The organism is Pseudomonas sp. YQ_5, assembly GCF_043103305.1.
In the GTDB taxonomy this organism is placed as follows: Bacteria; Pseudomonadota; Gammaproteobacteria; order Pseudomonadales; family Pseudomonadaceae; genus Aquipseudomonas; species Aquipseudomonas putida_Y.
On record NZ_JBICJS010000110.1, the window covers coordinates 37,051 to 52,634 of the forward strand.

The window sequence follows — 15,584 nt, forward strand, 5'->3', positions numbered from 1 at the left end:
CTCTATCCCTTACTCGATGACTTTGGGAACCAGGTACAGACCGCTTTCGGTCGACGGCGCGATGGCCTGGTAGGCGTCGCGCTGGTTGCTTTCGGTGACTTGGTCAGGACGCAGGCGCTGGCTGGCCTCCAGCGGGTGGGCCAGAGGCTCGATGCCAGTGGTATCGACCGCTTGCATCTGGTCGACCAGGCCGAGAATGCTGTTCAGGGCGTCGGTAATGCGTGGCAGTTCGCCATCATTCAGGCCCAGACGGGCCAGATGGGCGATCTTTTCCACGTCGCAGCGTTCAAGCGCCATGAGGATCTCCAAGGGAAACAAAGAACGGAATTTGGGTCCGCAGTGAGGAACATGTCAGCTTTCTGGCGGTCTAACGGCCGCGAAATTCTGCTGGCGTGCTCGGAAAAACAGCCAATTTAACATATTGGCTCCTTGCCCAAAATCCCTGCCATTGTTAGAGTTTGCCGCACTTTTTTACCCACGCTTTCCCCAGGGTCACTTTCCCATGTTCAAGAAACTGCGTGGCATGTTTTCCAGCGATCTTTCTATCGACCTGGGTACTGCCAACACCCTTATTTACGTGCGTGAGCGCGGTATCGTCCTGAATGAGCCCTCGGTTGTTGCCATCCGTACCCATGGCAACCAGAAAAGCGTCGTCGCCGTCGGTACCGAAGCCAAACGCATGCTGGGCCGTACGCCTGGCAACATTGCAGCCATTCGTCCGATGAAGGACGGCGTCATCGCCGACTTCAGCGTCTGCGAAAAAATGTTGCAATATTTTATCAACAAGGTTCACGAGAACAGCTTCCTGCAGCCAAGCCCGCGCGTGCTGATCTGCGTGCCGTGCAAGTCGACCCAGGTCGAGCGTCGCGCTATCCGCGAGTCGGCCCTCGGTGCGGGTGCCCGTGAAGTGTTCCTGATCGAAGAGCCGATGGCTGCTGCCATCGGTGCAGGGCTGCCGGTTGAAGAGGCCCGCGGTTCCATGGTCGTCGATATCGGTGGTGGTACCACTGAAATCGCCCTGATCTCGCTGAACGGCGTGGTCTATGCCGAGTCCGTCCGTGTGGGCGGTGACCGCTTTGACGAAGCCATCGTTACCTACGTGCGCCGCAACTACGGCAGCTTGATCGGCGAATCCACCGCCGAGCGTATCAAGCAGGAAATCGGTACTGCCTACCCAGGTGGCGAAGTACGTGAAGTCGACGTACGTGGTCGTAACCTGGCCGAAGGCGTACCGCGTGCCTTCACCCTGAACTCCAACGAAGTGCTCGAAGCGCTGCAGGAATCGCTGGCGACCATCGTCCAGGCGGTCAAGAGCGCCCTCGAGCAATCGCCGCCGGAGCTTGCTTCGGACATCGCCGAGCGCGGCCTGGTGCTGACCGGTGGTGGTGCGCTGCTGCGTGACCTCGACAAACTGCTGGCCCAGGAAACCGGCCTGCCGGTAATCGTTGCCGAGGACCCGCTGACCTGCGTCGCCCGTGGCGGCGGTCGCGCCCTGGAAATGATGGACAAGCACGCGATGGACCTGCTCTCCAGCGAGTGATCACGCTTGCTGTTCACGAGCGCCCGGTTTACAGGTAGTACGCACAGTGCTACCTGTATGTGCTGCGCTGGTGCCCGTTTGGGGCGCCGTAACCGTCAACCCGCAACCAGGCTGGTGCGTTGTCCCATGTCCAATGACCTCCTGAGTCGTCCACGAGGAACGGCCCATTAAACCGCTTTTCTCCAAGGGCCCTTCGCTGGGCGTTCGCCTGCTCGTTCTGGTGGTGATGTCAGTCGCGTTGATGGTTGTCGACGCGCGCTTTGACGTGCTCAAGCCCGTGCGCAGCCAGATGGGCCTGGTGCTGATGGAGTCGTACTGGATCACCGATTTGCCGCAGCGTGCCTGGCAAGGTGTGGCCGGCCAGTTCGGTAGCCGCACCGAGCTGATTGCCGAAAACGAGAAGCTCAAGACTGAAGCCCTGCTGCTGCAGGGGCGCCTGCAGAAGCTGGCGGCCCTGACCGAGCAGAACGTGCGGCTGCGCGAGTTGCTCAACTCTTCGGCGCTGGTCAACGAAAAGGTCGAAGTGGCCGAGCTGATCGGTGTCGACCCCAACCCGTTTACCCACCGCATTCTGATCAACAAGGGTGAGCGTGATGGTGTGTTCCTGGGCCAGCCGGTGCTCGATGCCCGCGGCCTGATGGGCCAGGTCGTAGAGTTGATGCCCTACACCGCGCGGGTGCTGCTGCTGACCGATACCACCCACAGCATTCCGGTGCAGGTCAACCGCAACGGTCTGCGTGCCATTGCCAGCGGCACTGGCAACCCGGAGCGCCTGGAGTTGCGCCATGTGGCCGACACTGCCGACATCAAGGAAGGCGACCTGCTGGTCAGTTCCGGCATGGGGCAGCGCTTTCCTGCCGGTTACCCGGTGGCCACGGTCAATGAAGTGATCCACGATTCCGGCCAGCCCTTTGCCATCGTCCGCGCCATCCCCACCGCCGCGCTTAACCGCAGCCGCTATATGTTGCTGGTGTTCAGTGACCGGCGTAGCCCGGAGCAGCGCGCCACCGATGCCGCCATTGCTCAGGAGGAGGCTGACCGCAAGGGGGCTGCACCTGCTGGTCAGCCGGCCGCTACCGGTGATCAGGTTGCGCCAGCCGCTGGTACGCCGGCCGCGGCGGTCGCACCGGCAGCTCCGGTCACTCCGGTCGCGCAGCCCGCAGCCCCGGCTGCTGCACCTGCCACGCCGGCCGCACCCGCTCAACCCCGGAGGCAATGATGGCTGCATCACGCCGCAACAACGGCTGGATCATCTGGCTTACTTTCGCCATCGGCCTGCTGCTCAGTGTTTCTCCCATGCCGCAGTTCATGGAGGTGTTCCGGCCCATGTGGCTGGCCTTGCTGGTGTCGTTCTGGACCCTTGCCGTGCCGAACAAAGTCGGCATGACCACGGCATTCGTGCTGGGCCTGGCCGAGGACGTGCTGTATGGCACCCTGCTGGGGCAGAATGCGCTGGTCCTTACCCTCATCACCTTTCTGGTGCTGTCCCTGCAGCAGCGTCTGCGCATGTTCCCCATGTGGCAGCAAAGCCTGGTCATTCTGGTGATCTTTGGCATCGCCCAGTTGATCCAGCTATGGCTCAGCGCACTGACCGGCAACCGCCTGCCCACCTTGGCGCTGGTTTGGTCGGCGGTAATCAGTGCCTTGCTCTGGCCGTGGATCAGCTTTGCCTTGCGCGACCTGCGTCGACGCTTGCATATCAACTGACGGCAATGTGCCGCTGACAGGGAGATGTCTGCATGACCCCGCTATACCTGGCTTCCGGCTCGCCCCGTCGTCGTGAACTGCTGACGCAGATCGGCGTGCCATTCATTGTCATCAATGCCCCCGTCGATGAATCTCCGCTGCCCAGCGAAAGCGCCCCTGCCTACGTCGAACGCCTGGCCCGGGCAAAGGCCGCCGCCGGCCTGGCCCGTGTCGACGGGCCGGCTGTAGTGCTCGGCGCAGACACTGCCGTGGTGCTCGATGGTCGTATTCTCGGCAAACCGGAAAACCGCGAAGATGCCTTGGCCATGCTGGCTGACCTGTCGGGCCGCGAGCATCAGGTGCTGACCGCTGTTGCCCTGGACGATGGCCAGCGGGTGCACAGTTTTTGCGTTACCAGCAAGGTGCGCTTTCGCGCCATCAGTACCGATGAAGCGCAGCGCTACTGGGCCAGCGGCGAGCCGGTCGACAAGGCAGGCGGCTATGCCGTCCAGGGGTTGGGTGCGGTGTTCGTCACCGGCCTCTCTGGCAGCTACTCGGCGGTGGTCGGCTTGCCGCTCTGTGAAACGGCGGATTTGCTTGGCCAGTTCGGCATTGCCTGCTGGCAATCGCCCGCGCATACGCCAGAGGTAACAAACCCGCAGTAGCCAGCAGTGCATACGCCATCCATCATTAGAAAGAACCTTTGACGAGAGCCTGCCATGAGTGAAGAGATCCTGATCAACATCACCCCGATGGAGTCACGTGTGGCGGTGGTGGAAAACGGGGTGCTGCAGGAAGTGCACGTCGAGCGCACCCAGCGCCGTGGCATCGTCGGTAATATCTACAAGGGCAAGGTGGTGCGTGTGCTGCCAGGCATGCAGGCGGCCTTCGTCGACATCGGCCTTGAGCGCGCTGCGTTTATCCATGCCTCGGAAATTTCCCAGCGTGAAGGCTCGGCGGTAGAGAACATCACCGCACTGGTACACGAAGGGCAGGCCCTGGTGGTGCAGGTGACCAAGGACCCGATCGGCACCAAGGGTGCGCGCCTGACCACTCAGCTATCAATTCCGTCGCGCTACCTGGTGTACATGCCGCGCAGCAGTCATGTCGGTATTTCGCTGAAAATCGAGGACGAAGCCGAGCGTGATCGCCTCAAGCAGGTGGTCAGCGACTGCATGGATAGCGAGAACATCAAGGATGCCGGCGGCTTCATCCTGCGCACCGCCGCCGAAGGTGCGCGTGCCGAGGAGATCTTGCAGGACATTCGCTACCTGCGCCGCCTGTGGGAGCAAATTGGCACCCAGATCAAGACCTGCGGCGCGCCCACGGTCATTTACGAAGACCTTGGCCTGGCCCTGCGTACCCTGCGCGACCTGGTCAACCCGAAGATCGAGAAGATCCGCATCGACTCGCGGGAAACCTTCCAGAAGACTACACAGTTCGTCGGCGAGTTGATGCCGGAAATTGCCGACCGCCTCGAACATTACCCGGGCGAGCGCCCGATCTTTGACCTGTACGGCGTCGAAGACGAGATCCAGCGGGCCCTTGAGCGCAAGGTGCCGTTGAAGTCCGGCGGCTATCTGGTGGTCGACCCGGCCGAAGCGATGACCACCATCGACGTCAACACCGGGGCTTTCGTCGGCCATCGCAACCTCGAAGAAACCATCTTCAAGACCAACCTCGAGGCCGCTACCGCCATCGCCCGACAACTGCGCCTGCGCAACATTGGCGGCATCATCATCATCGACTTCATCGACATGGAAGACGAAGATCACCAGCGCCAGGTACTGCGTACCTTGGAAAAACAGCTGGAGCGCGATCATGCCAAGACCAACATCATTGGCATCACCGAGTTGGGCCTGGTGCAGATGACCCGCAAGCGCACGCGGGAAAGCCTGGAGCAGGTGCTTTGCGAGCCGTGCCTGGCCTGTCAGGGCCGCGGCAAGCTGAAAACACCCGAGACCATCTGTTACGAAATATTCCGCGAGATCCTGCGGGAGGCCCGTGCCTATCAGGCTGAAGGCTACCGTGTGCTGGCCAACCAGAAGGTGGTCGACCGCCTGCTGGATGAAGAATCCGGCAACGTGGCGGAACTGGAGGCCTTCATCGGTCGAACCATTCGCTTCCAGGTCGAGTCGATGTATTCGCAGGAACAATACGACGTGGTGCTGCTCTGAGGCCTTCTGAAACACGCCACTGCGTCGTCGGGCTGGCAAAACCGGCAGTACCGGCCATCATGGATAAACGACTTGGAGGGCCATGGCCATGGGACGTCTGAACCGCGTTCTTGTCGCTCTGACCCGCTGGGGGTTGGGCATATGTGCCCTGCTGACAGTATTGGTAGCGCTATATGTCAGCCTCGGTCGTGAACTGGTGCCGCTGGTAGCCGAGTACCGTGCCGATGTAGAAAGCAAGGCCGAGCAGGCGCTGGGCCTGCCCGTGCATGTCGGTGCCCTGGAAGGGCACTGGAGCGGACTGGCCCCCGTGTTGCGGGTGCGCGACCTGCAATTGGGCGAAGGCGCCAAGGCGCTGCGGCTGGACGAGGTCATGGTGGTGCCCGACATCTGGGCCAGCCTTACCGCCCGCGAAGTGCGCCTGGCGCGTATTCAGCTGGGCGGGCTGCAACTGATCCTTCGCGAGAACGAGCAGGGCGCCTGGAGCCTCGAAGGCCTACCTAAAAAGGACGATGCACCGCTGGACCCTGCCGACCTGCTGCAGCGCTTGCGCCAGCTGGGGCGCATCGATGTGTTCGACAGTCTGGTCACCCTGCACCCCTGGCAGCGCGACCCGCTGACCCTGACTTATGTGAGTGCCGGCGTGCAGGCCGGTGCCACACGCCAGGCCTTGGACCTGCGTGCCACCCTGCCCGACGGCCAGCCCCTGGCGCTGAGCCTGAACAGCCATATGTCGGCCGAAGCTTGGCGCGATGGCGAGGTAGAAGCCTATTTGAGCCTGCCGCAAAGTGACTGGGCACATTGGCTGCCGCCCCGGGTGTTGGGGCAGTGGCATGCTGATACCCTGCGGGCAGGCGGTGAGTTCTGGGTCAACTGGGGCAAGGGACAGTTGCAACGGGCCGTCGTACGGCTCAATGCACCCAGGCTGGAGGGCGCCTATGCCGGGCGCAAGGCTGCCAACCTGAATAACCTGGCTTTGGGTGCGTGGTTCCAGCGGCGGGAGCAAGGCTTCGACGTAGTCGTCGACTCGTTGGCCATGGACCTCGGCAAGGCCCGCTGGGAGTCTCACCTGCAGTTGCAGCAGCGCCCTGGCCAGAACGCAGCCGATGAAAGCTGGCAGTTACAGGCGGACCGCCTCGACCTCACACCGCTGACCCCGCTGATCGATGCCCTGGCACCGCTGCCGGACAAGGTAAAGGATGTGGTCGATGGCTTGAAGGTAACCGGTACGTTGCGCAATGTGCGCCTCGAGGCCAGGCCCAAGGCCGAGGGTGACCAGCGCCTGCAGTTTGCAGCCAACCTGGAGAAAGTAGGCTTCGATGCTTATCACAACGCCCCGGCGGCCGGTAACGTCAGTGGCAGCATCAGGGGTGACCTGGGCCATGGCGAGCTGCGCCTGGATACCGATGCGTTCATGCTGCATCTGTACCCGATCTTCGCCAAGCCCTGGCACTACCAGAAGGCGAATGCGCGCCTGACCTGGACTTTGGACAAAGACGGTTTCACCCTGGTTGCGCCCTACCTCAAGGTGCTGGGCGAAGAGGGCAAGATCGCCGGTGACTTCCTGATTCGCCTGTTGTTCGAGGAGGGCCGCGAGGACTACATGGACCTGCGCGTCGGCCTGACCGAAGGCGATGGCCGTTATACCGCCAAGTATCTGCCCGAAGTGCTCAGCCCGGCACTCGACGAATGGCTGCGCAGCGCTATCGTCAAAGGTGCCGTGGACGAGGGTTATTTCCAGTATCAGGGCTCGCTGAACCATGGCGCAGCGCCGGAAGCGCGCAGCATCAGCCTGTTCTTCAAGGTGCATGACGCCGCCCTGGACTTCCAGCCTGGTTGGCCACAGGTGCAGCATGTGGATGGCGATGTGTTCATCGAGGACAGTGGCGTGCGCATCATGGCCCGGCGAGGCGTGCTGCTCGACACCAAGGTCAGCGATGTGAAAGTCGATATCCCGCATGTTGACGGTGACCAGCACAGTCACCTTTATCTGGACGGCGACTTCGACGGTAGCCTGGGTGATGGCCTGAAGATTCTCAAGGAAGCGCCCATCGGCACCGGTGAGATTTTTGCCGGCTGGGAAGGTGAGGGGCCGCTGAAGGGCAAGGTCAAGCTCGATATCCCGCTGACCCATGGGCAGCGCCCAAAAGTGCAGGTGGACTTCGCCACCAGTGACGCGCGCCTGAAGGTTGCCCCGCCGAGCCTGGAGTTGAACCGCCTGAAGGGCGACTTCAGCTTCGACTTCGACAAGGGCCTTAGTGGCAAGGGCATCAGCCTACAGGCCTTCGGCAAGCCGGTAACGGCTCGAATCACCGCTGAAGGTCAGGCTGGGCAGATGCAGACCCGCATCAATGCCAATGGCCAGGTATCGCTCAAGACGCTGACTGACTGGCTGCAATTCAACCAGGCTTTGCCGGCATCCGGTGACCTGCCGTATCAGTTGCAGCTCAGTCTGGGGAGCCGGGACAACCGCCTGAGTGTCACTTCCAGCCTCAAGGGCTTGGCCATCGACTTGCCGGCTCCGTTCGGCAAAGCGGCAGCAGATACCCGTGACAGCCGTTTCAACATGAGCCTTCAGGGCCCGGAGCGGCAATTCGATGCCGCCTACGCCGACCTTGCCCGCTTTGCCTATGCTGCACCGGCCGAAAAGTTGACGCAGGGCCGTGGCGAGCTGGTGCTGGGTACAGGCGACGCCCGGGTACCTGTCAGCCAGGGGCTGAGGGTGCGCGGGCGCCTGGAGACCCTGGACCTGGCCCCTTGGCAGGAAAAGGCTGCCCAGCTTGCTGGCGACGACCCGGGTGGCAGCGCGCGGCAGAACTTGCAAAGCGTCGACCTGAGCATCGGCCAGTTGAAAGCCTTCGGCATGGACCTGAACCAGGCCGTAGTTCGCCTGGCCCGGGCCGGGCCAGCCTGGGATTTGCGCCTCGACAGCAAGGAGGTCATCGGTAACGCACGCGTACCGGATGCCAAGGGCGCGCCCATGGTCGTGCGCATGCAGACCTTGCGCCTGCCTGCCGCCAGCGCCGCTGAACAGCAGGCTGAAGACGGGCCCGACCCGCTGTCCTCGTTCGATCCGCGCAAAGTCCCGGCACTGGACCTGAGCATCGACAAGCTTTATCGAGGTGACGATCTTTACGGCAGCGCCTCGATCAAGCTGCGGCCGACCGCACGTGGCGTCAAGGCCAGTGATATCGACCTCGACCTCAAGGGGTTGCGCATCGATGGCGGTGGTGGCTGGGAAGGTGAAACGGGCAAAACCAGCAGTTGGTACAAAGGGCGCCTTGATGGCAAGAACCTGGCGGATGTGCTCAAAGCCTGGGGCTTTGCCCCGACTGTGACCAGCCGCGACTTCCGCCTGGATGTGGATGGCCGCTGGCCGGGTTCGCCGGCCGCGGTGGGCCTGAAACGCTTCTCGGGCAGCCTGGATGCAGCGCTGCGCACCGGCCAGTTCGTCGAGGTCGAAGGCAGTGCACAGGCACTGCGGGTGTTCGGCCTGCTCAACTTCAACTCGATTGGCCGTCGCCTGCGTCTGGACTTTTCTGACCTGTTTGACAAGGGCCTGGCCTATGACCGGGTCAAGGGCTTGCTGGTGGCCAGTAGTGGTGTCTACGTAACCCGCAAACCGATTACCGTGACCGGTCCGTCGAGCAACTTCGAGCTCGACGGCACGCTGGACATGGTCAGCGACCGGGTCGATGCCGACCTGCAGGTGAGCCTGCCGGTGACCAACAACCTGCCGCTGGCAGCGTTGATCGTCGGCGCGCCAGCTGTGGGCGGCGCACTGTTCCTGGTCGATCGGCTGATCGGTGACCGCGTGTCACGCTTTGCCAGCGTGCACTACCGTGTCGAAGGGCCATGGAAAGAGCCTAGAATCACATTTGTGAAACCTTTCGAAAAATCCCGCTAGGAGTACCCATGAAGGCTGCGGTAATCCAGATGGTCAGCCAGGACGACGTGCAGTCCAACCTGCAGCGTGCCGGTGCCCTGTTGGAGCAGGCCGCGTCCGGCGGCGCACGTTTGGCGGTGCTGCCGGAAAATTTTGCCGCCATGGGGCGCAAGGACGCTGCTGCCATCGGCCGTGCCGAAGCCTTGGGGGAAGGGCCTATTCTGCCATGGTTGAAACGCACCGCCCGCGACCTCAAGTTATGGATTGTTGCCGGTACCTTGCCATTGCCACCGGTCGGCCAGCCCGATGCCAAGGCCCATGCGTGCTCGCTGTTGATCGATGAACACGGCGAGGTGGTGGCACGGTATGACAAGCTGCACCTGTTTGACGTGGATGTGGCCGACAATCGGGGCCGCTACCGCGAGTCGGATGACTACGCGCAGGGTGCTCAGGTGGTGGTGGCTGATACGCCGGTCGGGCGGCTTGGGCTTAGCGTGTGCTACGACCTGCGCTTTCCCGAACTGTACAGCGCGCTGCGCGCCGCCGGCGCGGAGCTGATCACCGCACCGGCTGCTTTTACTGCAGTGACCGGCGCAGCACATTGGGAGGTGCTGGTGCGAGCCCGGGCCATCGAAACCCAGTGTTATCTGCTGGCTGCGGCACAGGGCGGCGCCCACCCTGGCCCACGGGAAACCCATGGCCATGCGATGATCGTCGACCCTTGGGGACGCATTCTCGCAGAACAGGCGCAAGGTGAAGCGGTACTGCTTGCCGAGCGCGACATTGAAGAACAAGTGTCCATTCGGACGCGCATGCCGGTGGTATCGCACCGGCGCTTTTTTTCGCAGGGCGCGTTGCGGCCTGCGCACACCTCGGAGTGACTATGAGCCAGATGTTATCCACCGTCAGTGAGCAGCTCTTGGCCCCAGGCGGCTTGACCCTGGACAGCCTGCAGAGCGTGCTGGGTGAGTTGGCTGGCCCCGGCATCGACGCCGCCGACCTGTATTTCCAGGGCCAGATCTCGGAAACCTGGGCGCTGGAAGACGGCATCGTCAAAGAGGGCAGCTTCAACCTCGACCAGGGCGTGGGCGTGCGTGCCCAGTCCGGCGAAAAAACCGGCTTCGCCTACAGCAACGCGATCAACCTTGAAGCGCTGACCTCGGCAGCCCGTGCCGCCCGTTCGATTTCCCGTGCCGGGCAAAACGGCACGGTGCAAGCCTTCCGCAGTCAGGAGGTGGCCGCCCTGTATACCGCGGACAACCCGTTGGACGTGCTCAGCCGTGCCGAAAAGGTCGAGCTGCTTAAGCGTGTCGATGCCGCCACCCGTGCTCTGGACCCGCGCATTCAGCAAGTCAGCGTGAGCATGGCCGGGGTCTGGGAACGCATCCTGATTGCTGCGGCCGATGGCAGCCTGGCTGCCGACGTACGCCCGCTGGTGCGCTTCAATGTCAGCGTCATCGTCGAGCAGAATGGCCGTCGCGAACGTGGCGGACAGGGCGGTGGCGGCCGTACCGACTACCGTTTCTTCACCGAAGAGCGGGTCATGGGGTATGCCCGCGAGGCGTTGCGCCAGGCCCTGGTCAACCTGGAAGCGATACCGGCACCGGCCGGTACCTTGCCGGTGGTGCTGGGCTCGGGCTGGTCGGGCGTGCTGCTGCATGAAGCGGTCGGCCACGGCCTGGAAGGTGACTTCAACCGCAAGGGCAGTTCGGCGTTCAGCGGCCGGATTGGCGAGAAGGTGGCGTCGAGCCTGTGCACCATCGTCGACGATGGCACCCTCGAAGGCCGCCGCGGTTCTCTGAGCGTGGATGACGAAGGCACCCCGACCGAATGCACCACGCTGATCGAGAATGGCGTGCTCAAGGGTTACATGCAGGACAAGCTGAACGCGCGCCTGATGGGCATGGCTGTGACCGGTAACGGCCGTCGTGAATCCTACGCGCACCTGCCGATGCCACGCATGACCAACACTTACATGCGTGCCGGCGAAAGCGACCCTCAGGAGATCATCGCGTCGGTGAAGAAGGGTATCTACTGCGCCAACCTCGGTGGTGGGCAGGTGGATATCACCAGCGGCAAGTTCGTGTTCTCCACGAGTGAGGCCTACCTGATCGAAGACGGCAAGATTACCGCGCCGGTGAAGGGCGCAACCCTGATCGGCAATGGTCCGGAGGCGATGAGCCGGGTTTCGATGGTCGGTAACGACCTGGCACTGGACAGCGGGGTAGGGACGTGCGGCAAGGACGGGCAGTCGGTGCCGGTCGGGGTGGGCCAACCTACCTTGAAACTGGATGCGATTACCGTGGGCGGTACCGGGGCTTGATGGTTTCGGGAACCGTTGTGGGAGTGGCGATGCCCACTCCCACAGCGGCCCAGCCTGTCAGCGTAGCCCGCGCTGCAACTCGTCGAGGTCGCGAATGTACTTGAACACCTTGCGCGCGGCGGCAGGCGGTTTGTTCCGCGCCTTCTCGTGCTGGGCATGGCGCACCAGCGAGCGCAACTGCTGGCGGTCGGTGTCGGGGTACTCGTTGACGAAGCGCTCGAGGTCTTCGTCGTTACCGTCGATCAACCGGTCACGCCAGCGCTCCAAACTGTGGAAGCGTTCGTTGTACTGGCGAGTCGAGCTGTCCATCTGCTCGAGCAGGGCGTGGATGGCATCGAGGTCTTGCACGCGCATGAGCTTGCCGACGAACGACATGTGGCGTTTACGGGCGCCATGAGCGGTGTGCTTGCTGGCTTCGGCCAGTGCCTTGCGCAGCTCGTCGGTCAATGGCAGGCGCGCCAAGGTATCGGCCTTGAGCGTGGTAAGCCGCTCGCCGAGTTCGACCAGCGCATGGAGTTCGCGCTTGATCTGGGTTTTGCTTTTTTCGCCGTCGAAGGCGTCGTCGTTTGAATCAACCATGGTGGCAGTCCGCTAGAAATCGCCGCCATGATAACCAGTCGGGGGCCGCTTGTCCGGCCCGGTCGTAGAATGACCCCAAGCCGTACGCAGAATTTGAGTGGAGAGAACCATGAGTGCAGTCCAGAGCGTAGGTCCGAAAGACTTGCCAGCATTGCAGGAACAGGTCGAGGCGATCATCGCCGAGGCGCGTCGTCAGGGGGCCAGTGCCTGCGAAGTGGCGGTGTCGCTGGAGCAGGGGCTGTCCACCACCGTGCGCCAGCGTGAGGTCGAAACGGTCGAGTTCAACCGCGACCAGGGCTTTGGTATCACCCTCTATGTCGGCCAGCGTAAAGGTTCGGCCAGCACCTCTGCCAGTGGCGCGGAGGCGATTCGCGAGACCGTCGCCGCAGCGCTGGCAATTGCCAGGCATACCTCCGAGGATGAATGCTCGGGCTTGGCCGACGCGGCGCTGATGGCGCGTGAAATCCCTGATCTGGACCTGTACCACGACTGGGATATCGAGCCCGAGAAGGCCATTGAAATGGCCCTGGCCTGCGAGGCGGCGGCGTTCGACGCCGACCCGCGCATCCTCAACGCCGATGGCACCACCCTCAATACCCACCAGGGCTGCCGCGTGTATGGCAACAGCCATGGGTTCATCGGTGGCTACGCCTCGACCCGCCACAGCCTGAGCTGCGTGATGATTGCCGAAGGCGACGGGCAGATGCAGCGTGACTACTGGTACGACGTGAACCGTCAGGGCAACCTGCTGGCCGACCCGCGCAGCATCGGCGTGCGCGCTGCCCAGCGTGCTGCCAGCCGCCTTGGCGCCCGGCCGGTGCCGACTTGCGAGGTACCGGTGCTGTTCTCGGCCGAATTGGCCGGTGGTCTGTTCGGTAGCTTCCTGTCGGCCATTTCCGGCGGCAACCTCTACCGCAAGTCGTCGTTCCTGGAGGGTACCATTGGTCAGCGTCTGTTCCCTTCCTGGCTGACCCTGGACGAGCGTCCGCATATTCCGCGTGCGTTGGGCAGCGCCGCGTTCGACGGTGATGGCCTGGCCACCTATGCCAAACCGTTTGTCGACAAAGGCGAGCTGGTGTCGTACTTGCTGGGTACCTACTCCGGGCGCAAGCTGGGTTTGCCAAGTACGGCCAATTCCGGTGGCGTGCACAACCTGTTCGTCAGCCACGGTATCGAAGATCAGGCCGCGCTGATTCGCCGCATGGGCCGCGGGCTGCTGGTGACCGAGCTGATGGGGCATGGCTTGAACATGGTGACGGGGGACTATTCCCGTGGTGCGGCGGGGTTCTGGGTCGAAAATGGCGAGATCCAGCATGCCGTGCAGGAAGTCACCATCGCCGGAAACATGAAAGACATGTTCCAGCAGATTGTCGCGATTGGCAGCGATCTTGAAACCCGCAGCAATATCCATACGGGCTCGGTGCTGATTGAGCGCATGACCGTTGCTGGTAGCTGATCGTTAGCCCGCGAACGGGCTGCTACAGGCTCTAAACTTTTTCTGCAAATCCTAAGACCCGGCCCTTGCGCCGGGTTTTTTGTTTCATCATCCCCTCTTGTAATGATTATGATTGTCATTTAATAATCAATATCATTATCCGGTAACTCGGCGATGATGTTCATGAAACCCGTCCTCCGCGAACTGCCCTACCTGGAAAACTGGCGCTGGCTCAGCCGGCGTATTCGCTGTGCGCTCGAGCCCGACGAGCCGCGCCTGATCGAGCATTACCTGGCCGAAGGCCGCTATCTGGTGTGCTGCACCGAAACCTCGTCTTGGACGGTGGCGCTGACAGCGTTTCGCCTGCTGCTGGATACCGCCTGTGATCGCATGCTGCCTTGGCATTGGCGTTGCCTGTGCCTGGATCAGGCATGGCGTCCTCTGTTGGACCTGCGCAACCTCGACCGTCAGGAACAGAACCAGCGCTGGCAGCCCTACGCCTTGCAGTTGGCCAATTGCCGCCTGCTGCCTTCGATTTCTCCCGATGAACTGATGCAAGGATTTGATGATGAGTGATACCCGTATCGAGCGTGACAGCATGGGTGAGCTGCAGGTGCCGGCCCAGGCCCTTTACGGCGCCCAGACCCAGCGCGCGGTCGACAACTTCCCGATCAGCGGCCAGCGTATGCCGGCACAGTTCATTCGTGCCTTGTTGCTGGCCAAGGCCGCTGCGGCCAAGGCCAACGTCGAACTGGCGCAACTTTCTGCCGGGCAGGGCCAGGCTATCGTCAAGGCGGTTGAGCAACTGCTGGCCGAGGATTTCATCCAGCACTTCCCTGTCGATGTGTTCCAGACCGGCTCTGGCACCAGTTCGAACATGAACGCCAACGAGGTTATCGCCACCCTGGCTTCCCATGTACTGGGTGAGGCGGTCAATGCCAATGACCACGTCAACTGTGGCCAGAGCAGCAATGACATCATCCCGACCACCATCCACGTCAGCGCTGCGCTGGCCCTGCACGAGCAGTTGCTGCCAGCCCTGACGCACTTGGTGCAGGTGATCGAGGTCAAGTCGGCACAAGTACATCAGTACGTGAAGACCGGTCGTACTCACCTGATGGACGCGATGCCGGTGCGCATGAGCCAAGTGCTGGATGGCTGGGCTGCGCAGATCAATGCTGCCAAGGCGCACATCGAAGCGATGCTGCCGCACTTGCAGGCGCTGGCCCAGGGCGGAACCGCCGTGGGTACCGGCATCAATGCCCATCCGCAGTTCGCTGTCGGTTTCGCTCGCCAGCTCAGTGGCCTGACCAAGATCGAGTTCACGCCCGGCCAGAACCTGTTCGCCCTGATCGGCTCGCAGGACACGGCCGTGGCTTTGTCTGGCCAGCTCAAGACCACCGCCGTGGCGCTGATGAAGATAGCCAACGATCTGCGCTGGATGAACTCCGGCCCGCTGGCCGGTTTGGGCGAAATCGAGCTGCAAGCTCTGCAGCCGGGCTCTTCGATCATGCCAGGCAAGGTCAACCCGGTGATCCCGGAGGCCACTGCCATGGTCGCCGCCCAAGTGATTGGCAACGACGCGACCATCGCCGTCGCGGGCCAGGCCGGTAACTTCGAGCTGAACGTGATGCTGCCGGTGATCGCTCGCAACCTGCTGGAAAGCATCGAGCTGATGGCCAATGTCAGCCGCTTGCTGGCCGACAAAGCCATCGCCAGCTTCAAGGTCAACGAAGACAAACTCAAGGAAGCCCTCGCGCGCAACCCGATCCTGGTCACTGCGTTGAATCCGATCATCGGTTACCTCAAGGCCGCCGAAATCGCCAAGACCGCCTACAAGCAGGGGCGCCCAATCATTGATGTGGCGCTGGAGCACACCGATCTGTCCCGCGATCAGCTTGAAGCGCTACTGGACCCGGAAAAGCTCACCGCCGGGGGTATCTGACACTGCGTCACCGCCC

The 15,584-nt window shown here is 62.6% G+C and carries 13 protein-coding genes; 11 read left to right on the forward strand and 2 right to left on the reverse strand.

Annotated elements, in window-relative coordinates:
• Positions 1 to 9: 9 nt before the first annotated feature.
• Positions 10 to 297 (reverse strand): Asp-tRNA(Asn)/Glu-tRNA(Gln) amidotransferase subunit GatC, encoded by a 288-nt coding sequence (gene gatC / locus ACF8EA_RS24090; protein ID WP_003255165.1) that lies wholly within the window; start codon positions 295 to 297, stop codon positions 10 to 12.
• Between the two features lie 205 nt (positions 298 to 502).
• Here gatC and mreB point away from each other — a divergent pair, with 205 nt between their 5' ends.
• From mreB to tldD, 8 genes are all read left to right on the forward strand, one after another.
• Positions 503 to 1,540 (forward strand): rod shape-determining protein MreB, encoded by a 1,038-nt coding sequence (gene mreB, locus ACF8EA_RS24095; protein WP_003255163.1) that lies wholly within the window; start codon positions 503 to 505, stop codon positions 1,538 to 1,540.
• A gap of 226 nt (positions 1,541 to 1,766) precedes the next feature.
• Positions 1,767 to 2,759, forward strand: coding sequence for a rod shape-determining protein MreC (gene mreC, locus ACF8EA_RS24100; protein ID WP_021781842.1), 993 nt, complete (start codon positions 1,767 to 1,769; stop codon positions 2,757 to 2,759).
• Entirely contained in the window at positions 2,759 to 3,247 is a 489-nt protein-coding gene (mreD, locus tag ACF8EA_RS24105) for a rod shape-determining protein MreD (protein WP_021781843.1), read from the forward strand. The genes mreC and mreD overlap by 1 nt, the downstream gene beginning before the upstream one ends.
• 32 nt (positions 3,248 to 3,279) lie before the next feature.
• Positions 3,280 to 3,891 carry a nucleoside triphosphate pyrophosphatase gene (locus ACF8EA_RS24110; RefSeq protein ID WP_021781844.1) on the forward strand — a complete coding sequence of 204 codons (612 nt, stop codon included), beginning with the start codon at positions 3,280 to 3,282 and terminating at the stop codon, positions 3,889 to 3,891.
• A 54-nt stretch (positions 3,892 to 3,945) separates the two neighbouring features.
• On the forward strand, positions 3,946 to 5,403 hold the full coding sequence (gene rng, locus ACF8EA_RS24115; protein WP_021781845.1) for a ribonuclease G: 1,458 nt from the start codon (positions 3,946 to 3,948) through the stop codon (positions 5,401 to 5,403).
• A gap of 82 nt (positions 5,404 to 5,485) precedes the next feature.
• Positions 5,486 to 9,307, forward strand: a complete 3,822-nt coding sequence (locus ACF8EA_RS24120; RefSeq protein ID WP_392523526.1) for a YhdP family protein — start codon at positions 5,486 to 5,488, stop codon at positions 9,305 to 9,307.
• Positions 9,308 to 9,315: 8 nt separating this feature from the next.
• The gene (locus tag ACF8EA_RS24125) at positions 9,316 to 10,167 is read left to right on the forward strand and encodes a carbon-nitrogen hydrolase family protein (RefSeq protein ID WP_103470119.1); all 852 of its coding nucleotides are present in this window, start codon (positions 9,316 to 9,318) and stop codon (positions 10,165 to 10,167) included.
• A 2-nt stretch (positions 10,168 to 10,169) separates the two neighbouring features.
• Positions 10,170 to 11,609, forward strand: a complete 1,440-nt coding sequence (gene tldD, locus ACF8EA_RS24130; protein WP_010952138.1) for a metalloprotease TldD — start codon at positions 10,170 to 10,172, stop codon at positions 11,607 to 11,609.
• 57 nt (positions 11,610 to 11,666) lie between these two features.
• On the opposite strand, the gene yjgA is transcribed toward tldD, so the two are convergent.
• Positions 11,667 to 12,188: a ribosome biogenesis factor YjgA gene (gene yjgA, locus ACF8EA_RS24135; RefSeq protein WP_003255152.1), complete on the reverse strand. Its 522-nt coding sequence runs from the start codon at positions 12,186 to 12,188 to the stop codon at positions 11,667 to 11,669.
• 109 nt (positions 12,189 to 12,297) lie between these two features.
• Here yjgA and pmbA point away from each other — a divergent pair, with 109 nt between their 5' ends.
• The 3 genes from pmbA (at position 12,298) to ACF8EA_RS24150 (ending at position 15,568) form a co-directional block, all read left to right on the forward strand.
• Positions 12,298 to 13,644 carry a metalloprotease PmbA gene (gene pmbA, locus ACF8EA_RS24140; RefSeq protein WP_021781849.1) on the forward strand — a complete coding sequence of 449 codons (1,347 nt, stop codon included), beginning with the start codon at positions 12,298 to 12,300 and terminating at the stop codon, positions 13,642 to 13,644.
• Positions 13,645 to 13,797: 153 nt separating this feature from the next.
• Positions 13,798 to 14,199 (forward strand): hypothetical protein, encoded by a 402-nt coding sequence (locus tag ACF8EA_RS24145; protein ID WP_021781850.1) that lies wholly within the window; start codon positions 13,798 to 13,800, stop codon positions 14,197 to 14,199.
• A complete protein-coding gene (locus tag ACF8EA_RS24150; protein WP_392523527.1) occupies positions 14,192 to 15,568 on the forward strand; it encodes a class II fumarate hydratase in 1,377 nt (458 codons plus the stop codon). Before ACF8EA_RS24145 ends, ACF8EA_RS24150 begins: the two co-directional genes overlap by 8 nt.
• The last annotated feature ends 16 nt before the right edge of the window (positions 15,569 to 15,584 follow it).

Excerpts from the sequence above, each read along its gene's own strand:
- ACF8EA_RS24125 (WP_103470119.1), top strand. The coding sequence starts at position 9,316 with ATGAAGGCTGCGGTAATCCAGATGGTCAGCCAGGACGACGTGCAGTCC.
- ACF8EA_RS24150 (WP_392523527.1), top strand. The coding sequence starts at position 14,192 with ATGAGTGATACCCGTATCGAGCGTGACAGCATGGGTGAGCTGCAGGTG.
- mreC (WP_021781842.1), top strand. The coding sequence starts at position 1,767 with ATGTCAGTCGCGTTGATGGTTGTCGACGCGCGCTTTGACGTGCTCAAG.
- gatC (WP_003255165.1), bottom strand. The coding sequence starts at position 297 with ATGGCGCTTGAACGCTGCGACGTGGAAAAGATCGCCCATCTGGCCCGT.
- mreD (WP_021781843.1), top strand. The coding sequence starts at position 2,759 with ATGGCTGCATCACGCCGCAACAACGGCTGGATCATCTGGCTTACTTTC.
- tldD (WP_010952138.1), top strand. The coding sequence starts at position 10,170 with ATGAGCCAGATGTTATCCACCGTCAGTGAGCAGCTCTTGGCCCCAGGC.
- ACF8EA_RS24120 (WP_392523526.1), top strand. The coding sequence starts at position 5,486 with ATGGCCATGGGACGTCTGAACCGCGTTCTTGTCGCTCTGACCCGCTGG.
- ACF8EA_RS24110 (WP_021781844.1), top strand. The coding sequence starts at position 3,280 with ATGACCCCGCTATACCTGGCTTCCGGCTCGCCCCGTCGTCGTGAACTG.
- yjgA (WP_003255152.1), bottom strand. The coding sequence starts at position 12,188 with ATGGTTGATTCAAACGACGACGCCTTCGACGGCGAAAAAAGCAAAACC.
- rng (WP_021781845.1), top strand. The coding sequence starts at position 3,946 with ATGAGTGAAGAGATCCTGATCAACATCACCCCGATGGAGTCACGTGTG.
- ACF8EA_RS24145 (WP_021781850.1), top strand. The coding sequence starts at position 13,798 with ATGATGTTCATGAAACCCGTCCTCCGCGAACTGCCCTACCTGGAAAAC.
- mreB (WP_003255163.1), top strand. The coding sequence starts at position 503 with ATGTTCAAGAAACTGCGTGGCATGTTTTCCAGCGATCTTTCTATCGAC.
- pmbA (WP_021781849.1), top strand. The coding sequence starts at position 12,298 with ATGAGTGCAGTCCAGAGCGTAGGTCCGAAAGACTTGCCAGCATTGCAG.